15 protein-coding genes are annotated in these 15,864 nt (G+C 69.1%); 3 read left to right on the forward strand and 12 right to left on the reverse strand.

Annotated elements, in window-relative coordinates; all coding sequences use genetic code 11:
* Nucleotides 1–4: 4 nt before the first annotated feature.
* The 8 genes from ACZ7LY_RS03570 to ACZ7LY_RS03605 all read right to left on the reverse strand — a co-directional run bounded on the left by ACZ7LY_RS03570 (nt 5) and on the right by ACZ7LY_RS03605 (nt 8,000).
* Nucleotides 5–1,063 carry an MCE family protein gene (locus tag ACZ7LY_RS03570; protein WP_471622832.1) on the reverse strand — a complete coding sequence of 353 codons (1,059 nt, stop codon included), beginning with the start codon at nt 1,061–1,063 and terminating at the stop codon, nt 5–7.
* Entirely contained in the window at nt 1,063–2,118 is a 1,056-nt protein-coding gene (locus tag ACZ7LY_RS03575; RefSeq protein ID WP_471622833.1) for an MCE family protein, read from the reverse strand. The genes ACZ7LY_RS03570 and ACZ7LY_RS03575 overlap by 1 nt, the downstream gene beginning before the upstream one ends.
* The gene (locus ACZ7LY_RS03580) at nt 2,115–3,362 is read right to left on the reverse strand and encodes an MCE family protein (protein ID WP_471622834.1); all 1,248 of its coding nucleotides are present in this window, start codon (nt 3,360–3,362) and stop codon (nt 2,115–2,117) included. The genes ACZ7LY_RS03575 and ACZ7LY_RS03580 overlap by 4 nt, the downstream gene beginning before the upstream one ends.
* A gap of 1 nt (nt 3,363) precedes the next feature.
* Nucleotides 3,364–4,170: an MlaE family ABC transporter permease gene (locus ACZ7LY_RS03585; protein ID WP_471622835.1), complete on the reverse strand. Its 807-nt coding sequence runs from the start codon at nt 4,168–4,170 to the stop codon at nt 3,364–3,366.
* Between the two features lie 7 nt (nt 4,171–4,177).
* Nucleotides 4,178–5,041 (reverse strand): MlaE family ABC transporter permease, encoded by an 864-nt coding sequence (locus ACZ7LY_RS03590; RefSeq protein WP_471622836.1) that lies wholly within the window; start codon nt 5,039–5,041, stop codon nt 4,178–4,180.
* On the reverse strand, nt 5,038–6,057 hold the full coding sequence (locus ACZ7LY_RS03595; protein WP_471622837.1) for an ABC transporter ATP-binding protein: 1,020 nt from the start codon (nt 6,055–6,057) through the stop codon (nt 5,038–5,040). The genes ACZ7LY_RS03590 and ACZ7LY_RS03595 overlap by 4 nt, the downstream gene beginning before the upstream one ends.
* A 396-nt stretch (nt 6,058–6,453) precedes the next feature.
* Entirely contained in the window at nt 6,454–7,065 is a 612-nt protein-coding gene (locus ACZ7LY_RS03600; protein WP_471622838.1) for a hypothetical protein, read from the reverse strand.
* On the reverse strand, nt 7,065–8,000 hold the full coding sequence (locus tag ACZ7LY_RS03605) for a hypothetical protein (RefSeq protein ID WP_471622839.1): 936 nt from the start codon (nt 7,998–8,000) through the stop codon (nt 7,065–7,067). The genes ACZ7LY_RS03600 and ACZ7LY_RS03605 overlap by 1 nt, the downstream gene beginning before the upstream one ends.
* Before the next feature lie 410 nt (nt 8,001–8,410).
* Between ACZ7LY_RS03605 and ACZ7LY_RS03610 the strand changes: the two genes are divergently transcribed.
* From ACZ7LY_RS03610 to ACZ7LY_RS03620, 3 genes are all read left to right on the forward strand, one after another.
* Entirely contained in the window at nt 8,411–9,013 is a 603-nt protein-coding gene (locus ACZ7LY_RS03610; protein ID WP_471622840.1) for a hypothetical protein, read from the forward strand.
* A gap of 94 nt (nt 9,014–9,107) precedes the next feature.
* Nucleotides 9,108–10,616, forward strand: coding sequence for a DUF6801 domain-containing protein (locus ACZ7LY_RS03615; protein WP_471622841.1), 1,509 nt, complete (start codon nt 9,108–9,110; stop codon nt 10,614–10,616).
* Nucleotides 10,617–10,803: 187 nt separating this feature from the next.
* Nucleotides 10,804–12,015 (forward strand): PucR-like N-terminal domain-containing protein, encoded by a 1,212-nt coding sequence (locus ACZ7LY_RS03620; protein WP_471622842.1) that lies wholly within the window; start codon nt 10,804–10,806, stop codon nt 12,013–12,015.
* Here the strand turns inward: ACZ7LY_RS03620 and ACZ7LY_RS03625 are convergent.
* From ACZ7LY_RS03625 to ACZ7LY_RS03640, 4 genes are all read right to left on the reverse strand, one after another.
* Nucleotides 12,000–12,326, reverse strand: a complete 327-nt coding sequence (locus tag ACZ7LY_RS03625) for a DUF397 domain-containing protein (RefSeq protein WP_471622843.1) — start codon at nt 12,324–12,326, stop codon at nt 12,000–12,002. The two genes, ACZ7LY_RS03620 and ACZ7LY_RS03625, sit on opposite strands and share 16 nt — an antisense overlap.
* Before the next feature lie 63 nt (nt 12,327–12,389).
* Complete coding sequence (locus tag ACZ7LY_RS03630; RefSeq protein ID WP_471622844.1) at nt 12,390–12,644, reverse strand: DUF397 domain-containing protein; 255 nt, start codon at nt 12,642–12,644, stop codon at nt 12,390–12,392.
* Nucleotides 12,622–13,452, reverse strand: coding sequence for a helix-turn-helix domain-containing protein (locus ACZ7LY_RS03635; RefSeq protein WP_471622845.1), 831 nt, complete (start codon nt 13,450–13,452; stop codon nt 12,622–12,624). The genes ACZ7LY_RS03630 and ACZ7LY_RS03635 overlap by 23 nt, the downstream gene beginning before the upstream one ends.
* Before the next feature lie 63 nt (nt 13,453–13,515).
* Nucleotides 13,516–15,531: a bifunctional glycosyltransferase 87/phosphatase PAP2 family protein gene (locus tag ACZ7LY_RS03640; RefSeq protein ID WP_471622846.1), complete on the reverse strand. Its 2,016-nt coding sequence runs from the start codon at nt 15,529–15,531 to the stop codon at nt 13,516–13,518.
* Nucleotides 15,532–15,864 lie beyond the last annotated feature (333 nt).

The following is a 15,864-nucleotide window of genomic DNA, read 5'->3' on the forward strand; positions in this document are numbered from 1 at the left end:
GGCATCAGCCCCCGTTCCCGTACGAGCCGTTCTTGGGTGGTCTGCACGAGGTGCTGGGCAGCGATTTCTCGGGCAGGTAGGTGCGCGGTACGACACCGCACAGGTAGCTGTCGAACCAGCGGCCGTTGCCGAGGGTGTTGCCGACGATGCGGTAGTAGGGGCCGACCAGGGCGAGGGTCTTGTCGAGCTTGCCCTTGTTGGCGGCGAGGACGGTGGTGACCCGGCCGAGCGCCTTGAGGGTGGGGTCGAGCTGCCGGTCGTTGTCGGCGACGAGCCCGCCGAGCTGTTCGCCGAGCGCCTTGCTGCCGCTGAGCAGGGCCTTGATGGCGGCGCGGCGCTTCTTCAGCTCGGTGAGCAGGGAGCCGCCGTCGTCGATGAGCGTCTCGAAGCTGGACTTCTTCGTCTGGAGGGTCTTGGTGAGTTTCTTGCTGCTCTTGAGGAGCTGGGCGAGCTGGGTGTCGCGGGAGGAGACGGTCCTGGACAGCGCGGACAGGCCCTTGACGGCGGCCCGGACGTCCGGCGGGGAGTCCTTGAAGGTCTCGGAGATGGTGTCGAAGCTGGCGGCGAGCTGTTTGGTGTCGATCTCGTCGACGGTGCTGCCGAGGTCCTCGAACGCCTGGGTGACGTCGTACGGGGAGGTGGTGCGGCGCAGCGGGATGCGGGCGCCGGGGTCCTGGCGGCCGGTGCCGACGGGGTCGAGGGCGACGTACTTCTCGCCGAGGAGCGTCTTGATGGCGATGGCGGCGGTGGTGCGGTCGCCGATCCAGGTGCCGTCGTCCTTGATCTTGAAGGTGACCTTGACCTTGGGTCCGTCGAGGGCGACGCCGGTGACCTCGCCGACCTTGACGCCGGCGATGCGGACCTCGTCGCCGCTGCCGAGCCCGGCGGCTTCGGAGAAGTCGGCGCTGTAGGTGGTGCCGCCGCCGATGTAGGGCAGGCTGCTCGCGTTGAACGCGCCGAGGGCGAGCAGGCCGAGGACGAGGAGGCCGACGACGGCGACGAGGACGGGGTTGCGGTCCTGGACGGGTCGCAGCCGGGGCCGGGCGGAGCGCTGGGCGGGCATCACTGGCACCTCGCTTCGGTGACGGTGATGCCGGTGGGCGGCTTCGATCCGTCGGACATGGTCACGCCGTCGACGCGGGCCTGGCAGAGGTAGAGGTTGAACCAGGAGCCGTACGAGGCGAGGCGGCCGAGGGCGGTGAACTTCTCGGGGGTCTTGTCGAGGAAGTTCTGGATCTGCGGGGTGCCGTCGCCGAGCTGCTTGGACAGCCGCCCCAGTTGTTTGATGCTGCCCTTGAGGGGGGCGCGGGTGTCCTGGAGGAAGCCGGCGGTGACGGTGGTGAGGTCGCCCATGGCGGTGACGGCCTCGCCGAGCGGCTTGCGGTCGCCGTTGAAGCCGGTGACGAGTTCCTGGAGGGTGGTGACGAGGTCGTCGAACTGGCCCTCGCGGTCGTTGATGGTGGTGAGTACGTCGGTGAGGTTGCCGATGACCTCGCCGATGACGCGGTCCTTGGCGGCGACGGTGCCGGTGAGCGAGCCGACGTGCCGGATGAGGGAGTCGACGGTGCCGCCCTCGCCCTGGAGGACCTTGACGATGGACCCGGCGAGTTCGTTGACGTCCTTCGGCGAGAGCCCTTCGAACAGCGGCTTGAAGCCGTTGAACAACAGGGTCAGGTCGAGGGCGGGCGTGGTGCGGGTCAGCGGGATGGTGTCGCCGGGGGCGAGGGTGCCGGGCGCGGTGCCGGTGCCGCGTTCCAGGGACACGTACCGCTGGCCGACCATGTTGAGGTACTTGACGGCGGCGGTGGTGGTGCGGGGCAGGGTGCGGCCCTTGTCGACGGTGAAGGTGACCTGGGCGGTGCGCCGGTCGACGACGCGCACGTCGGTGACCTCGCCGACCTTGACGCCGGAGATCCGTACGCCGTCGCCGTCGATGAGCCCGGTGACGTCGCTGAACAGCGCCTTGTAGCTGCGGGTGTCGGTGTTGACGCCGGTGTTGGCGATGGACAGGCCGAGCACGGTCGTGGCCAGCGCGGTGACGACGACGAAGATCAGCGATTTGGTCAGCGGTCCGGCGAGAGACCGCCGCCGCAGGTGGTCGCGGTTGCTGCGCGTCACTTGAGTTTCACCTCCGTGCCCCGGTAGACGGGTCCGACGAGCAGGCTCGACCAGTCGGGCAGCGCGTCGGGGGTGGTCTTGGCGGACGGCGCGACCAGCTCGTTCACGAGGTCGTTCTCCTGCGGCGAGTTGGCGGGCCCGAGGTCCTGGCGGGCGGTGTCGGCGGTGGCGGCGGGCGCCCGGCCGGACGCGCCGCCGAGGTAGGGCACGGAGTAGCAGCGCGGGCCGCCGCCGGAGCCGTACGAGGGGGCGTCGCGGCCGGGGACGTAGGCGCCGCGGGAGGGCACGGTGGTGACGTCGACGTGCAGTCCCGGCTGGTCGGTGCCCTTGCCGAGGGCGCGGTCCATGCGGGGCACGAACGCGGCGAGGGTGCGCAGGGTGCAGGGGAACGACGAGGAGTACTTGGCGAGGAGTTCGAGGGTGGGCCGGGAGGTGGCGGACAGCCGGATGATGTTGTCCTTGTTGGCCCGCAGGAACGCGTCGAGGTCCTCGGCGGTGCGGGTGGTGTCGCCGTAGGCGGCGGCGAGGTCGCTCTCCTTCTCGGCGAGGGTGCCGCTGGTGGTGGTGAAGTCGGTGAGCGCGTCGATGATGCCGGGCGCGGCGTCCGCGTACACGTGGGAGACCTTCACGAGCTGCTTGAGGTCCTCGTTGAGCGTCGGCAGGTTCGGGTTGAACTTGCGCAGGTGGGCGTCGAGTTGGGTGAGGGTGTCGCCGAGGGTGCTGCCGCGGCCTTCGAGGGCCTGGGAGACGGCGGACAGCGTCGAGGACAGTTTCTGCGGCTGCACGGCGGTCAGCATGGGCAGGACGTCGTCGATGACCTGCTGGAGTTCGACGGCGTTCGCGGAGCGGTCCTGCGGGATGGTGTCGCCGGCGGCGAGCATCCGGGTGCTGGGGTCGTCGGGCGGTACGAGGGCGACGTACCGCTCGCCGAAGAGGGTGGTCGGCAGCATCTGCGCGCGGACGTCGTCGGGGATGTCGCGCAGGGCGCCGGGCTTCATGGCGAGGGTGAGGCGGGCGCCGGTGGCGGAGGCGTCGATGGAGCGGACCTCGCCGACGACGACGCCGCGCAGTTTGACCTCGGCGCCGATGTGCATCTCGTTGCCGACGGCGCCGGTCTCGACGACGACCTTGTCGGAGTCGGTGAACGCCTTGTCGTAGACGGCGACGGCCAGCCAGATCAGCAGGGCGGGCACGACGAGGAAGACGACTCCGGCGAGCCGGCGGCGCAGGTTCTCGGAGCGCATGTCAGCCGGCCACCTTCACGGTCGTGGTGGCTCCCCACAGCGCCAGCGACAGGAAGAAGTCGGTGACGGAGATGAGGACGATGGCGTTGCGCACGGACCGGCCGACGGCGATGCCGACGCCGGCGGGGCCGCCGGTGGCGCGGTAGCCGTAGTAGCAGTGCGCGACGATCACCATGACGCTGAAGATGAGCACTTTCAGCACCGACAGCAGGACGTCGGTGGGCGACAGGAACAGGTTGAAGTAGTGGTCGTACGTGCCCTGCGACTGCCCGTTGAAGACGGTGGTGACGATGCGGGAGGCGAGGTAGGAGGAGAGCAGCCCGATCGCGTACAGCGGGATGATGGCGACGACACCGGCGATGATGCGGGTGGTGACGAGGTAGGGCATGGACCGTACGCCCATGCCTTCGAGGGCGTCGACCTCCTCGTTGATGCGCATCGCGCCGAGCTGCGCGGTGAAGCCGGCGCCGACGGTCGCGGAGAGGGCGAGTCCGGCGACGAGCGGGGCGATCTCGCGGGTGTTGAAGTACGCGGAGACGAACCCGGTGAAGGCGGCGGTGCCGATCTGGTCGAGGGCGGCGTAGCCCTGGAGGCCGACGACGGTGCCGGTGGCGGCCGTCATGGCGATCATGACGCCGATGGTGCCGCCGATGACGCCGAGGCCGCCGGAGCCGAACGCGACCTCGGCGAGCAGCCGCTGCACTTCCTTGGTGTAGCGGCGGATGGTACGCGGTATCCAGACCAGCGCCCGTATGTAGAACAGGAGTTGGTCGCCACCGCGGTCGAGCCAGACGAGGGGGGAGGTCATGACCGGCTCAGCCTCCCTTCGGCGGAACGATCTGGAGATAGATGCCGGTCATCACGGTGTTGACGAAGAACAGCAGGATGAAGGTGATGACCACGGACTGGTTGACGGCGTCGCCGACGCCCTTGGGGCCGCCGCGCGGGTTGAGTCCGCGGTAGGCGGCGACGATCCCGGCGATGAACCCGAAGACGAGCGCCTTGAGTTCGCTGATGTACAGGTCGGGCAGTTGGGCGAGCGCGGAGAACGACTGGAGGTAGGCGCCGGGTGTGCCGTGCTGCATGACGACGTTGAAGAAGTAGCCGCCGAGGGTGCCGACGACGGAGACCATGCCGTTGAGCAGGAGGCTGACGAACATGGCGGCGAGGACGCGGGGGACGACGAGCCGCTGCACGGGTGAGACGCCCATGACGGTCATCGCGTCGAGTTCCTCGCGGATCTTGCGGGAGCCGAGGTCGGCGCAGATGGCGGAGCCGCCCGCGCCCGCGATGAGCAGGGCGACGATGAGGGGGCTCGCCTGCTGGATGACGGCGAGGACGCTGGCACCGCCGGTGAACGACTGGGCGCCCAACTGCTGCGTCAGCGAGCCGACTTGCAGGGCGATGACCGCGCCGAACGGGATGGAGACGAGGGCGGCGGGCAGGATGGTGACGCTGGCGATGAACCAGAACTGCTCGACGAACTCGCGGAACTGGAACGGGCGGCGGAAGGTGTCGCGGGCCACGCGCAGCGCCAGCGCGAAGAGTTGCCCGGTCTGCCGCAGCGGACCGAGCAGCGGGTTCGGCACGGGGGCGGCGGGCGGCCGCTCGGCGGGCGGCGCGGCGGGCGGCGGCGGGGGCGGCATGCCGGGGGCGGCGGGCCGTTCGTCGATGCTCATATCGCCTCCCCCGTACGCGGCAGCACGGCGGTCGTGGCGGTCGCCTCGTGCCGGTAGCCGGCCTGGATGGCGTGCTGCGCGGACGGCGGCAGGGTGGGCAGCAGGGCGAGGACGCGTTCGCGGCGGCGGGCGACGGCCTTGCGCTCGCCGAGCCCGGGCGACGGCTGGAGCTGCGGTACGAGTTCGCGCGGCGCCGCCTTGACGGCGGTACCGCCGCCCCGGCCGGCGGCCTCGGCGGCGAGCGTCGCGGCGTCCTTCTCCTCGGACATGCCGATGGGCCCGACGACGTCGGCGGTCAGGAACTGGCGCACGACCGGCTCGTCGCTCGTCAGCAGCACCTCGCGCGGCCCGAACGTGACGAGGTTGCGCCGGTAGAGCATCCCCATGTTGTCGGGCACGGTCGCCGCGATGTCGAGGTTGTGCGTGACGATCAGCATCGTCGCGTCGATCTGCGTGTTCAGGTCGATGAGGAGCTGCGAGATGAACGCGGTGCGCACCGGGTCGAGGCCGGAGTCCGGCTCGTCGCACAGGATGATCTGCGGATCGAGCACGAGCGCGCGGGCCAGCCCGGCACGCTTGCGCATGCCGCCGCTGATCTCGCCCGGCAACTTCCCCTCCGCGCCGACCAGTCCGACGATCTCGATCCGCTCCATGACGATGCGGCGGATCTCCGACTCCTTCTTGCGGGTGTGCTCGCGCAGCGGGAAGGCGATGTTGTCGAAGAGGTTCATCGAGCCGAACAGGGCGCCGTCCTGGAACATCAGCCCGAACAGCTTCCGTGCCTCCATGATGTCCCGCTCCGGGCTGCGCGCCATGTCGACACCGTCGACGAGGACACGGCCCCGCTCGGGCTTGAGCAGCCCGATGAGCGACTTGAGGAAGACGGTCTTGCCGGTACCGGACGGCCCGAGCATGACGCTCACCTCACCCGCGGGCAGGGTGAGACTGACGTCCTGCCAGATGTTCTGCCGGCCGAAGGACTTCGTCAGCCCCTCGACCTTCACTTCGATTCCCATCGCTTCTCACCTTCAGCGAGCGAACTCGGCAGCGCACGGTAATTCGATTCATACGTGCCGGACAAGATCCCGGAGCGGACGCCCCGAATCTTCCTGAAAACTTGTCATCCAGTGACAAAGACGCGGGGCGGCTCTGTCGGCAGTTGAGTGAAAACACGGGTTCCCCGGGGCGCGGTGGATGCCTGCCCTACAGATCGCGGCAGGGCCCGGACCGCCGGGGGGACGGCAATCCGGGACCCGCCACGGAGACGCCGGTACGGGAAGGAGGGTCCGGCCCGGGTCTCGGAGAGGGATATTTACGCTACGGCCCAGTAACCTCGCGGAGCAAGAGAACTCCGCCAAGTGTGCGCGCCCGAATGGTTTCCGGGCGCGCGGTTGTCACCGAGTGACAGAGGATCAGGCGGGCGGGGTTATTTGTTGCTTGGGGGTGAAGGTGGCGTTCGCAACGATGTTCAGCTTGGCCCCCGGTTGAAAGAGGCCGAGACAGTAAGAGCCCGCGCTCGCCACCAGTTGCGTGTCGGGAGCTTCGGGGCCGCCGAACGTCAGCTTCCCCGTCGAGTTGTCGTACCTGCCGTAGACCGTCCCCGTGAACGTGGTCTGGCATCCGGTGCCCGCCAAGTTGAGCGTGAGTCCGCTGATGGAGACGTCCACCAGAGAGGCGTTGGTGACGTTCCGACGCAACAGGTTGATCTTGCCTGGATTGGCGCCCGATACGAGGGTGAAGGGGATCCCGGCCGCGCTGCACTTGTTGTATTTCGGCGTGTACGTGCCCGCCGCCAGCCCGTCAGCGTCGCTGGCCGCCAGCGAGCCCGTGTCGGCCCCCTGCGCACACTTGAACGCGAAGGTGTCGATCAGAAACGTCGGGTTGGTCGCCGTCGTCGTGAACGCCCCGGCCGGGCTGACCGTCCACGCCCCGCTGCTCGTCGCCGACGCCGACGTGACCGACAGACCCAGCGCGGCGGCGAACGCTACCCCGCCCACCACCGCCTTGCGCCAGACGCCCCGCATCACTTGACCGCCGAGTGCCAGTACTGGGAGAAGACCTTGCCCTGGTCGGGCGCGGCGCTGCCCGGGTCGTTGAGGGTGCCGAAGTACGTGGAGGCGCTGTTCAGCGTCAGGTGGTTGGTGCCGGATTTGGCAGGGAGGCCGGACTTCAGGTTGACGGCCCAGTTGAACGCGCCGACGCCCAGCGGACCGCACCCGCTCGCGCCCGGGGCGGCGAAGGAGACGTCCTGCTGGTCGGCGCCGCTCATGACGAGGCGGCCGAAGGGCCCGGCCGGGTCGGGCGTGCCGTTGGCGGCGGCGCTGTCGGCGCCGATGGTGGGCACGGAGGCGTTCTGCGGGCGCAGCACGATCGGCGCGGACTTGGTGCCGATGTAGCAGTTGCTGCCCAGGAACGGGTTCTGGAGGTGGATGCGGACCGGGATGGAGATGATCGGCTGCTTCTCGGAGACGCCCGCGAAGAGCTGGAAGTTGGAGGGGGTCCCGACCGACTCGACGGTGGCGATGACCCGGTTCGTCGTGCTGTCCTTGATCTTGCCGCAGATGTCGCTGATCACGGGGATGTCGCTCGGGCACATCAGGCCGAGCAGGCCGCCGGGCAGGTCGGCCGGGTCCGCGATGAGCGCGCCGCCGGCGGGGGCGATGACGCTGTTGGTGCCGTCGGAGTGGGTGACGATGCCGACCTGGAGGTCGGTCTTGCCCGTGGGCACGACGGAGGAGCCGAGCTTGATCTCGCCCGTGGACGAGCTGGAGCTGATGCAGGTGGCCTGGTCGTTGATGCCGTCGGCGGCCAGCATCGCGGCGTTGTCCACGGGGCAGCGGTTGAACGGAGCCCAGTTGCCGTTGAGCTGGGTGCCGGCGGCGGTCGAGGTTCCGATGGAGGCGAGGGTGGCCAGGGCCGCCGTCGCACCGAGAACGGACAGACGTCTGATAGTGGCCATGCCGGTATTTCCCTTCGAGTCGGGGAATGCGAGCCCGGACGTTACTCACGAGTGAACCTTCCGCACAATGGGCGTGCTGACGCTTCCTTCATTACCGGCGGGTTTAGCACCGAGTGAGCAAGGTGCGGAGGAAATTGCTCACTAAGTGAGTGGGGCGGTTCGGCGGCCGGAAAACCCTCACCCCGGTGACAACAAAAGCGCTTGCTTCTATACCCGGGGAGATAAGAAATCGGGCCCTCAGAGATCCTTTAGACGAACTTCAACCTTTCCATTGCGGAGCCCGGTTACCTGCTCGTAACGTCCGTGACCGAAGCCGACGCAGGACGGCCCTCCGGGGTCGACCCGTGCGGTTGTCGAATGGTGAGTCACGCTCTTCGCCCACCAACCCTCTTCTTCGTGGAGGCAAAACAGTGCGTAGATTCGTTCGCAACACCGGTCTCGCTACGGCCGCCCTCGCTTCGGCGATCGGCCTGTCCATCTCGTCGGCCTCGGCGACCGCCCAGGCCACCTACACGGTGACGCCGGGCGGCGCGTTCACCGCCAACGCCACCGGCCCGACCATGACGGTGGGCACGGCCGTCCTGAAGTGTGCGTCTTCGCAGGCGAAGGGCACCCTGAAGTCGGGACCCGGCCTGCCGGGGGCGCAGATCGGCTCCATCACGAGCCTGACCTTCACCAACTGCTCTGTCGCCGGTATCCCGTTCACGGTCTCGACCAAGGCGTCGACGGCCACGCCGTTCTACGTCAACGCCACCGGCACCACGGCAGACCACATCGAGGGCAACATCAGCAACATCAACGCGACGATCACCGGTACCGGCTGCAACGCGACCTTCGCGGGCACCACCAACGGTAACTACCAGAGCAGCGCCAACACCCTGCACGTGACGGGCGGCGGCACCCTCGCCGCGCAGGCCGGGGCGAGCTGCCTCGGTATGTTCGGCGCGGGTTCCGCCGCGAACTTCGTGGCGAACTACGTGATGACCTCGCCGCAGTCGATCACCTCTCCGTGATCGCCTAGCCAGGCCCAGCCCGCCGCCGAGTCCCCACTCGGCGGCGGGCGTCCGCGTTTTCCCCAGGACATGAACTCCAGGAGGCAGGGACCCCATGAAAGCGATCGGAGCACGGAGCGGGCCTCGGGCGCGGCGCTCAGTGCGGGTGGCGTCCGTCGCCTCAGCGGCGCTGGTCGCCGGGCTGCTCTCCGGTTCTGGCTCGCAGGCGGACGAACAGCCGCCCGCATCCGTGGAGTTGACCTACGAGTGCGCTTTGCCCCCCGCTGGGGGCGCGACCGCCCCGGCCGCGCCCAAGAAGTGGGACGCCAAGGTGAAGGTGTCCACCCAGCTTCCGGCGACAGCCGTCACCGGGCAGCCGATCCAGGTGGGTCCTGTCCAGGTGGAGGCAGTGCTGCCGCGCGCCGAACTCGCGGAGCTGCTGCCGGCCGGAAGCGCGCTCACGAGCGAGGCGACCCTCGCCGTGCAGGTACGTCAGAACAAGGCCAAGGCCGATGCCACGTGGACCGGACTCAGCGCGCAGAGCACCATGCCCGCCGATGGCACGGATCTGCCCTTGACGCACACCGGTGACGTGCCCTCCATCACCGTCAACTCGCCAGGGGACATAGAGGTGGACGCGGCCGACCTCGCGCTGACTGTCACCGCCGCTTCGAGCACCCCAGTCAACGCGCTCTGCACACCGGCAGCGGGAGCCGACCGCAGGCTGGCCGTCGTGGCTGTGCCGGAGCCGACCGAGCCGAGCGGCTCTCCATCGGAGCAGACTCCCCCGGGCAAGGACTCCGAGTCCTCCGACAAGGGGCTCACGGTGACGCCCAAGGACGAACCCAAGGCCGATGAGGTCACCTGCGGCCCCAAGCCCACGGGTGAACCGGACATCAGCCAGGCACCGCCGCCGCCGGTGCCATCCCCCCCGGTGCGGGGCCCGGCCTTCAAGGGCTGTGCCTACGCGGCCGGGTACGCCACAGTCGGCAAACAGAACGGGTCGATGATCATCAACGACCCTTCACGGTCACCAGCGCTCATGAACGTCGCCGGCGCGGTCCAGTCAGTCTCGTCCACCGCACCGAACGGAGACCTCTACTACCGCCTTGACTCCATCGGAACCCTGGACCTCCCAGATGCGGAAGCCACGTTCCTCAGCTTCGGGTTCGCCCCAGTGTCAGCCAAGGTCGCTTTCGAGAACAGCTTGATCACCATCTCTACAGGCAACCTGCGGATGCCGTACGATCCCTTCGCCGTCGTGACCTTCCACCAAACGCTTCACATCCGCTCCGTGAGGGTCAACGGGACCACTCTGCCGGTCGGGCCCAACTGCCACACGAAGCCCTTCCGCGTCACGCTGAGTGGCCAGATCAACGGTGACGGGTCCGGCACTTACACGAACGTGTTGTTGGGCGGCCTCCTGAAGGGCAAGGTCAGCATCCCGGCCTTCACCGGCTGCGGGACAGGCGGGGAAGATCTGGACAACCTGTTCACCGCCTCCATCAGCGGGCCGGACAACCTCATCGCGATGAACCAGGCACCGGTCTGTGCCCCCGAGTACGCCTTGAACTGCCCTCCGGCGAAGGCCACTCTCCCCCCGATCAAGGGGCCGAACTCCTGAGTCACGGCCGTCACTTCTCAGCCACACTTGACACATCCTCATCAATCCCTGCGCAACTGATGTACAACGCACAGTAGTTGCCCTAACTTCATAGGCCCCATTGGTACGCACCTGGGGGCGGGTCGGCGCTACCGCGTGCCGCCCGCCCCACCCCCACCCGGCGCTCGGACTAGCGAGGAACGCGGCCATGCCCCTGCCTGCGCAGACCACGGAGATGGACGACCCTTCGGGAGCCCTGCCACCGGAGTTCGCGCACCTGATGCGGCCCGAACTCCCCGGCCTGATCAAGGAGATCAAGGTCGAGGTCACTCGCGCCTTCCCGGAGTACGCGGCTCTGCTCGACGGCCCGAACGAGGCGGCCGTCCGCCTGGGCGTCGAGCAGAGCTTGAAGGCGTTCGTCGACAAGGTCGCCGACCCCAACGCCTCCACGGAGGCCAGAGACGAACTGCTGCGGAAGTTCGGCCGGGTCGAGGCGTACGAGGGCCGCGATCTGAACACCCTCCAGAGCGCCTACCGTCTCGGCGCCCAGGTGGCCCTGCGCCGGGCCAAGGCGATGGGTGACCGGTTCGCCCTCTCCCCCGGTCTGCTGATGACGTTCGCGGACGCCCTGTTCTCCTACATCGGGGAGCTGGAGGCCCTGTCGCACGAGGGATACATGGAGGTGCAGACGAAGGCCGGCGCGGTCGGGGAGATGTACCGAAGACGGCTGTTGCACCTGCTGCTCGCGGGGACACCGTTGTCACACATGTTGCTCAGCGAGCTGAGTGAGCAGGCGTGTTGGCCGATTCCCGACGAAGTGACGCTGGTGGCGTTACGGCCGCCGGCGGAGCATGTGCAGCCGGGTCTCCCGCTGGACGTGCTCTGCGACCTGGGCGCTCCCCAGCCGCATCTGCTGATCCCGGGCCCGTTCACGGCGGAGCGCCGCGCGATGCTGGCCGCGGCGACGACCACGTCCCAGCACGTCATCGGGCTGACCCTGCCGACCGAGCAGGCGGCGGACTCGCTGCGCTGGGCGCGGCGCGTGTTCCAGCTCGTGGACGAGGGGGTCGTGCCGGACACGCACTCGATCGAGACCAGCGACCATCTGCTGACGCTGTGGCTGACGGCTGACCCGGCGCTCGTCACGCAGGTGGCCGAGCACGCGCTCGCCCCGCTGGAGGAGGCGAACGTGTCGCGGCGGGCCCGGCTCATCGAGACCCTGCACGCGTGGCTGACGACGCGCGGCACCGCGCATCAGGTGGGCGATCTGCTCAAGGTCCATGCGCAGACGGTCCGTTACCGCCTGCGCAGTCTGGAGAACCACTTCGGCGACCGGCTCAACGAGCCGGACCGCCGCTTCGCCATCGAGGCCGCGCTACGGGCGCAGCACTTGCGGGGCGTGACCTACGACGCCGAGTAGGCCCGCACGAACGCCGTGAACGTACGCGGCGCGAACGTGATCGACGGCCCGTCCGGAACCTTGGAGTCCCGGACGGCCACCGCGTCACACGGCGTCCCGGCGACTTCGACGCAGTCGCCGCCTTCGTCGCCGCTGTACGAGGACTTCGCCCACGCGAGTTCACCGACCGTGGCGCACTCGACGCACTCGCCGCCCTGGTCACTGCTGTACGAGGACTTGACCCACTCCAATTCGCCGAGTGGAGCGCACTCCACGCAGTCTCCGCCTTGATCGCTGCTGTAGCTGGACTTACGCCACTGGATGCTCGCCATAACGCTCCTTCATCGAGTGCCGGACCGCTGTCTTGCCATCAAGGACGGGCTGCGCGGGGCGACTTACGACGCGGCGCAGGCCCGTACGAACGTCTCGAACGTGCTCGGGGCGAAGGTGATCATCGGCCCGTCCGGAACCTTGGAGTCCCGCACGGCCACCGCGTCACACGGCGTCCCGGCAACCTCGACACACGAGCCGCCCTCGTCACCGCTGTATGAGGACTTGGACCACGCCAGCGTCCCGAGCGGAGCACACTCCACGCACTCTCCGCCCTCATCACCGCTGTAGCTGGACTTACGCCACTGGAACCCCGCCATAACGCTCCTCCATCACGTGCCGGATCAGCTTGGCCGAGTCCGCGATGGACAGGGCGGCTGCCTGCAAATGATCGTAACGCAGCGCGCATTTTCTGACCGTCTTCGGGTTGGCAGTTGGGTGCCCCTGCCCATAGCCCTCTGTGTAGACGATCGGCGGATCGGAGGGGAAACGGAAGTACGTGAACGGCCCTTGCAGCCCCGAGTGCGCTCCAGCCTCAAAGCGCAGCACTTGTACGTTCACCGCCGGCTCGTCCTCGAACTCCAGCAAACGGGCCAGTTGGCCTCGCATGACATCGGGGCCACCCATGCACTGGTACAGGACAGCCTCGCTGATGACGAACCAGAGCAGCGGCGGCTCCTCCTTCTCCAGAATCACCTGCCGCGCCAGTCGCGCTTCGGTGCGGTCGTCGAGCCCATCGCGTTCCATCGCACCCAGAACCGCCCGCGCGTACTCCCGGGTCTGCAACAACCCGTGGACCATGCCCGTATGGAACGAGCAGATCTCGTCCGCCTTGGCCTCAAGCTCCGCCACTTGCTGGAACCAGACCGGGAGTTGGGACCGCAGCACGAGGGGGACGAGACGGGACAGGAGTCCGCCCGTGCCGAGCGCCGCGTCGCACCGCTCGCTGAACTCAAGCGTCGGCAGCTTGCGGGCCGTCTCGATCTGGCCCACCAGCGATGCCGTGTAGCTGATGATCTGGCCGAGCTGCTTCTGCGACAGGCCGGCGGCCTCCCGCATACGGCGCAGCTCGTACCCGTAGTAGTCGAGCGGCGACGCGCTCGGGTCGAGGACGTTGACGTGGACCATGCACAGCCCCCTCAACTCGGCCCGCTCCGGGGCCAGTTGTCATCGGTCGACTGCACAGCGTAGTCACACGGGCAGGCGCGCGTCCGCGGAACGAGACAAACGGTCGTCACTGTCCGCGCTCACCGCTCGCGCGCGGGGGCCCTGGAGCACGTACGTCAGGAGGAACCCGGCGCCGACGACCAGGCCGCCGCCGACCGCGTCGAGGACCCAGTGGTTGCCCGTGGCGATGATCGCGGCGACCGTGCACAGCGGGTGGAGCAGGCCGAGCGCCTTGACCCAGCGGCGGCGGGCGAGGACGACGATGACGAGTCCGCACCACAGGGACCAGCCGAAGTGCAGCGAGGGCATCGCCGCGTACTGGTTGGTGAGCTGCGTGAGAGTGCCGTAGTCGGGGCGGGAGAAGTCCTGCACCCCATGGACGGTGTCGATGAAGCCGAGGTCCGGCATCAGACGCGGCGGGGCCAGCGGGAACGCCCAGAAGCCGATGAGGGCGAGCAGCGTGGCGAAGCCGAGCGCGGAGCGCGCCCAGCGGTAGTCGGCGGGGCGGCGCGCGTACAGGACGCCGAGGATCGTGAGCGGGATCAGGAAGTGGAAGGACGTGTAGTAGAAGTTGAAGAACGACTTCAGCCACGGGGTGTGAGCGACGACCGCGTGGTTGACCCAGTGCTCGATGTCGATGCCGAGGAACCGCTCGATCGAGTGAACCCAGTGGCCGTGCTTCTCGGCCGTGGCCCGGCCGCCGGAGATCGTGCCGCCCGTCGCGGCGAGCCGCACCTGCTGGTAGGCGGAGTAGCCGACGCGGATGAGGAGGAGTTCCAGGATCAGGTTCGGGCGGCTGACGACGCGCCGCCAGCCCCGCACCAGGGGCACCCAGCTCACCCGGGCGGGGACGGGCTCGGCGTAACGGGTGGGCAGGGGCGTCGCGTACAGGGGCGAGCTGCGCGGCAGGAACGGGACGGCGCAGGCGGCGGCGAGCGCGGCGATCAGCACGACGTTGTCGCGGACCGGCGCGAGGAACGTCATGTCGGGCAGCAGCATCGTCGGCGGCAGCGTCAGCGCGAGGACGACGAGGACCGGCCACATCCGGCGGTCACCGGCCCGCTTGCCGACCCGGCCGACGACGGCGAGCAGCACCCACAGGAGCTGGTGCTGCCAGGTCGCGGGCGACACGGCGACGGCGACGCAGCCGGTGACGGCGACCGCGAGCAGGAGTTGCCCGTCGCGGGCGTAGCGGACCGCGCGGCGCAGGCCGAGGACGGTGACGGCGGCGGCGAGCAGCAGACAGAGGACGACCTCGGGGGCGCCCTGGAGGCCGAGGCGCAGCAACATGCCGTGCAGCGACTGGTTCGCCGTCGCGGCCGGGTCGGCGGCGAGGCCCGCCCCGGCGATGTGATGCACCCAGTACGTCCAGGAGTCGCCGGGCATGGCCGCCCAGGCGAGCCCGGTCGCGGCGGCGAACGTCCCGGCGCCGGTGAGCGCGGCGGACCTGCGGCCCGTCCACCACAGCAGCGGCAGGAACAACAGCACGGTCGGCTGGAGCGCGGCGGCGACGCCGACGAGGACACCGCTCGCCCGCTGCCCGCGTACGGCGAAGCAGCCGAGCAGGACGAGGAGGACCGGCAGGATGCTGGTCTGGCCGGTGGTGAACGTGGTGCGGACCGGCAGCGACAGCATCAGCAGGCTGATGGCGACGGGCGCGGCCAGCAGTCTCGTACGGCGGGAGACGGGGGCGGGCAGGGCGCGGGCGGCGACCAGGCCTAGCGCGACGACCAGGGCGAGCGAGCCGAACGTCCAGCCCCAGCCGAGCGACTGCTCGACCGCGCGGGCCAGGGGCTTGAGGACGAGGCCCGAGAACGGCGGGCCGGTGAACCGGTCGGGGGTGTCGTACAGCGAGCCGGGGACATGGAGGACGCCCTCGGGGCCGATCCAGGTCTCCAGGTCGGTCAGCCGCTCCGCGCGTGGCGTGCTCAGGACAGCCAGGAGCTGGCGCAGGGCCAGGAGACCGGCGATCAGCCACAGGCCACCGCGCACCGCGCTCAGCCGTCCGGTCGCGGCGCTCCCCTGTTCGACGTTCGCCATATCCGCCCTTACCTCCCGATCCTCCCGTCACCCTGGCCGGGCGCAGACCACTCCTTCGTGGCCGTCCGTCCGCCCCTTATGTCCGGAAAGACTGCGCTGGAGGGTCGGTCGTTGCCTTTTACATGGGTCCGGTTCCGCGACAAAGCTCACAGTTTGCGCGGCGCAGCACACGTCCCTCACCAGGCGTTTTACCTGGCAGGCGGCACTTTCCTCACGCTGAGCCACACAGAGCACACTATCCGCTACGGAAGCGGAGCCCCCTATGGTCGTTTGTCTGGCCGTTCCCGGGGGACGGCCATTGCCCTTGTCCCCGACGAAAGGCAGGCGAGCGGA

The sequence above is a fragment of the Streptomyces sp. NPDC107550 genome (genome assembly GCF_055639095.1).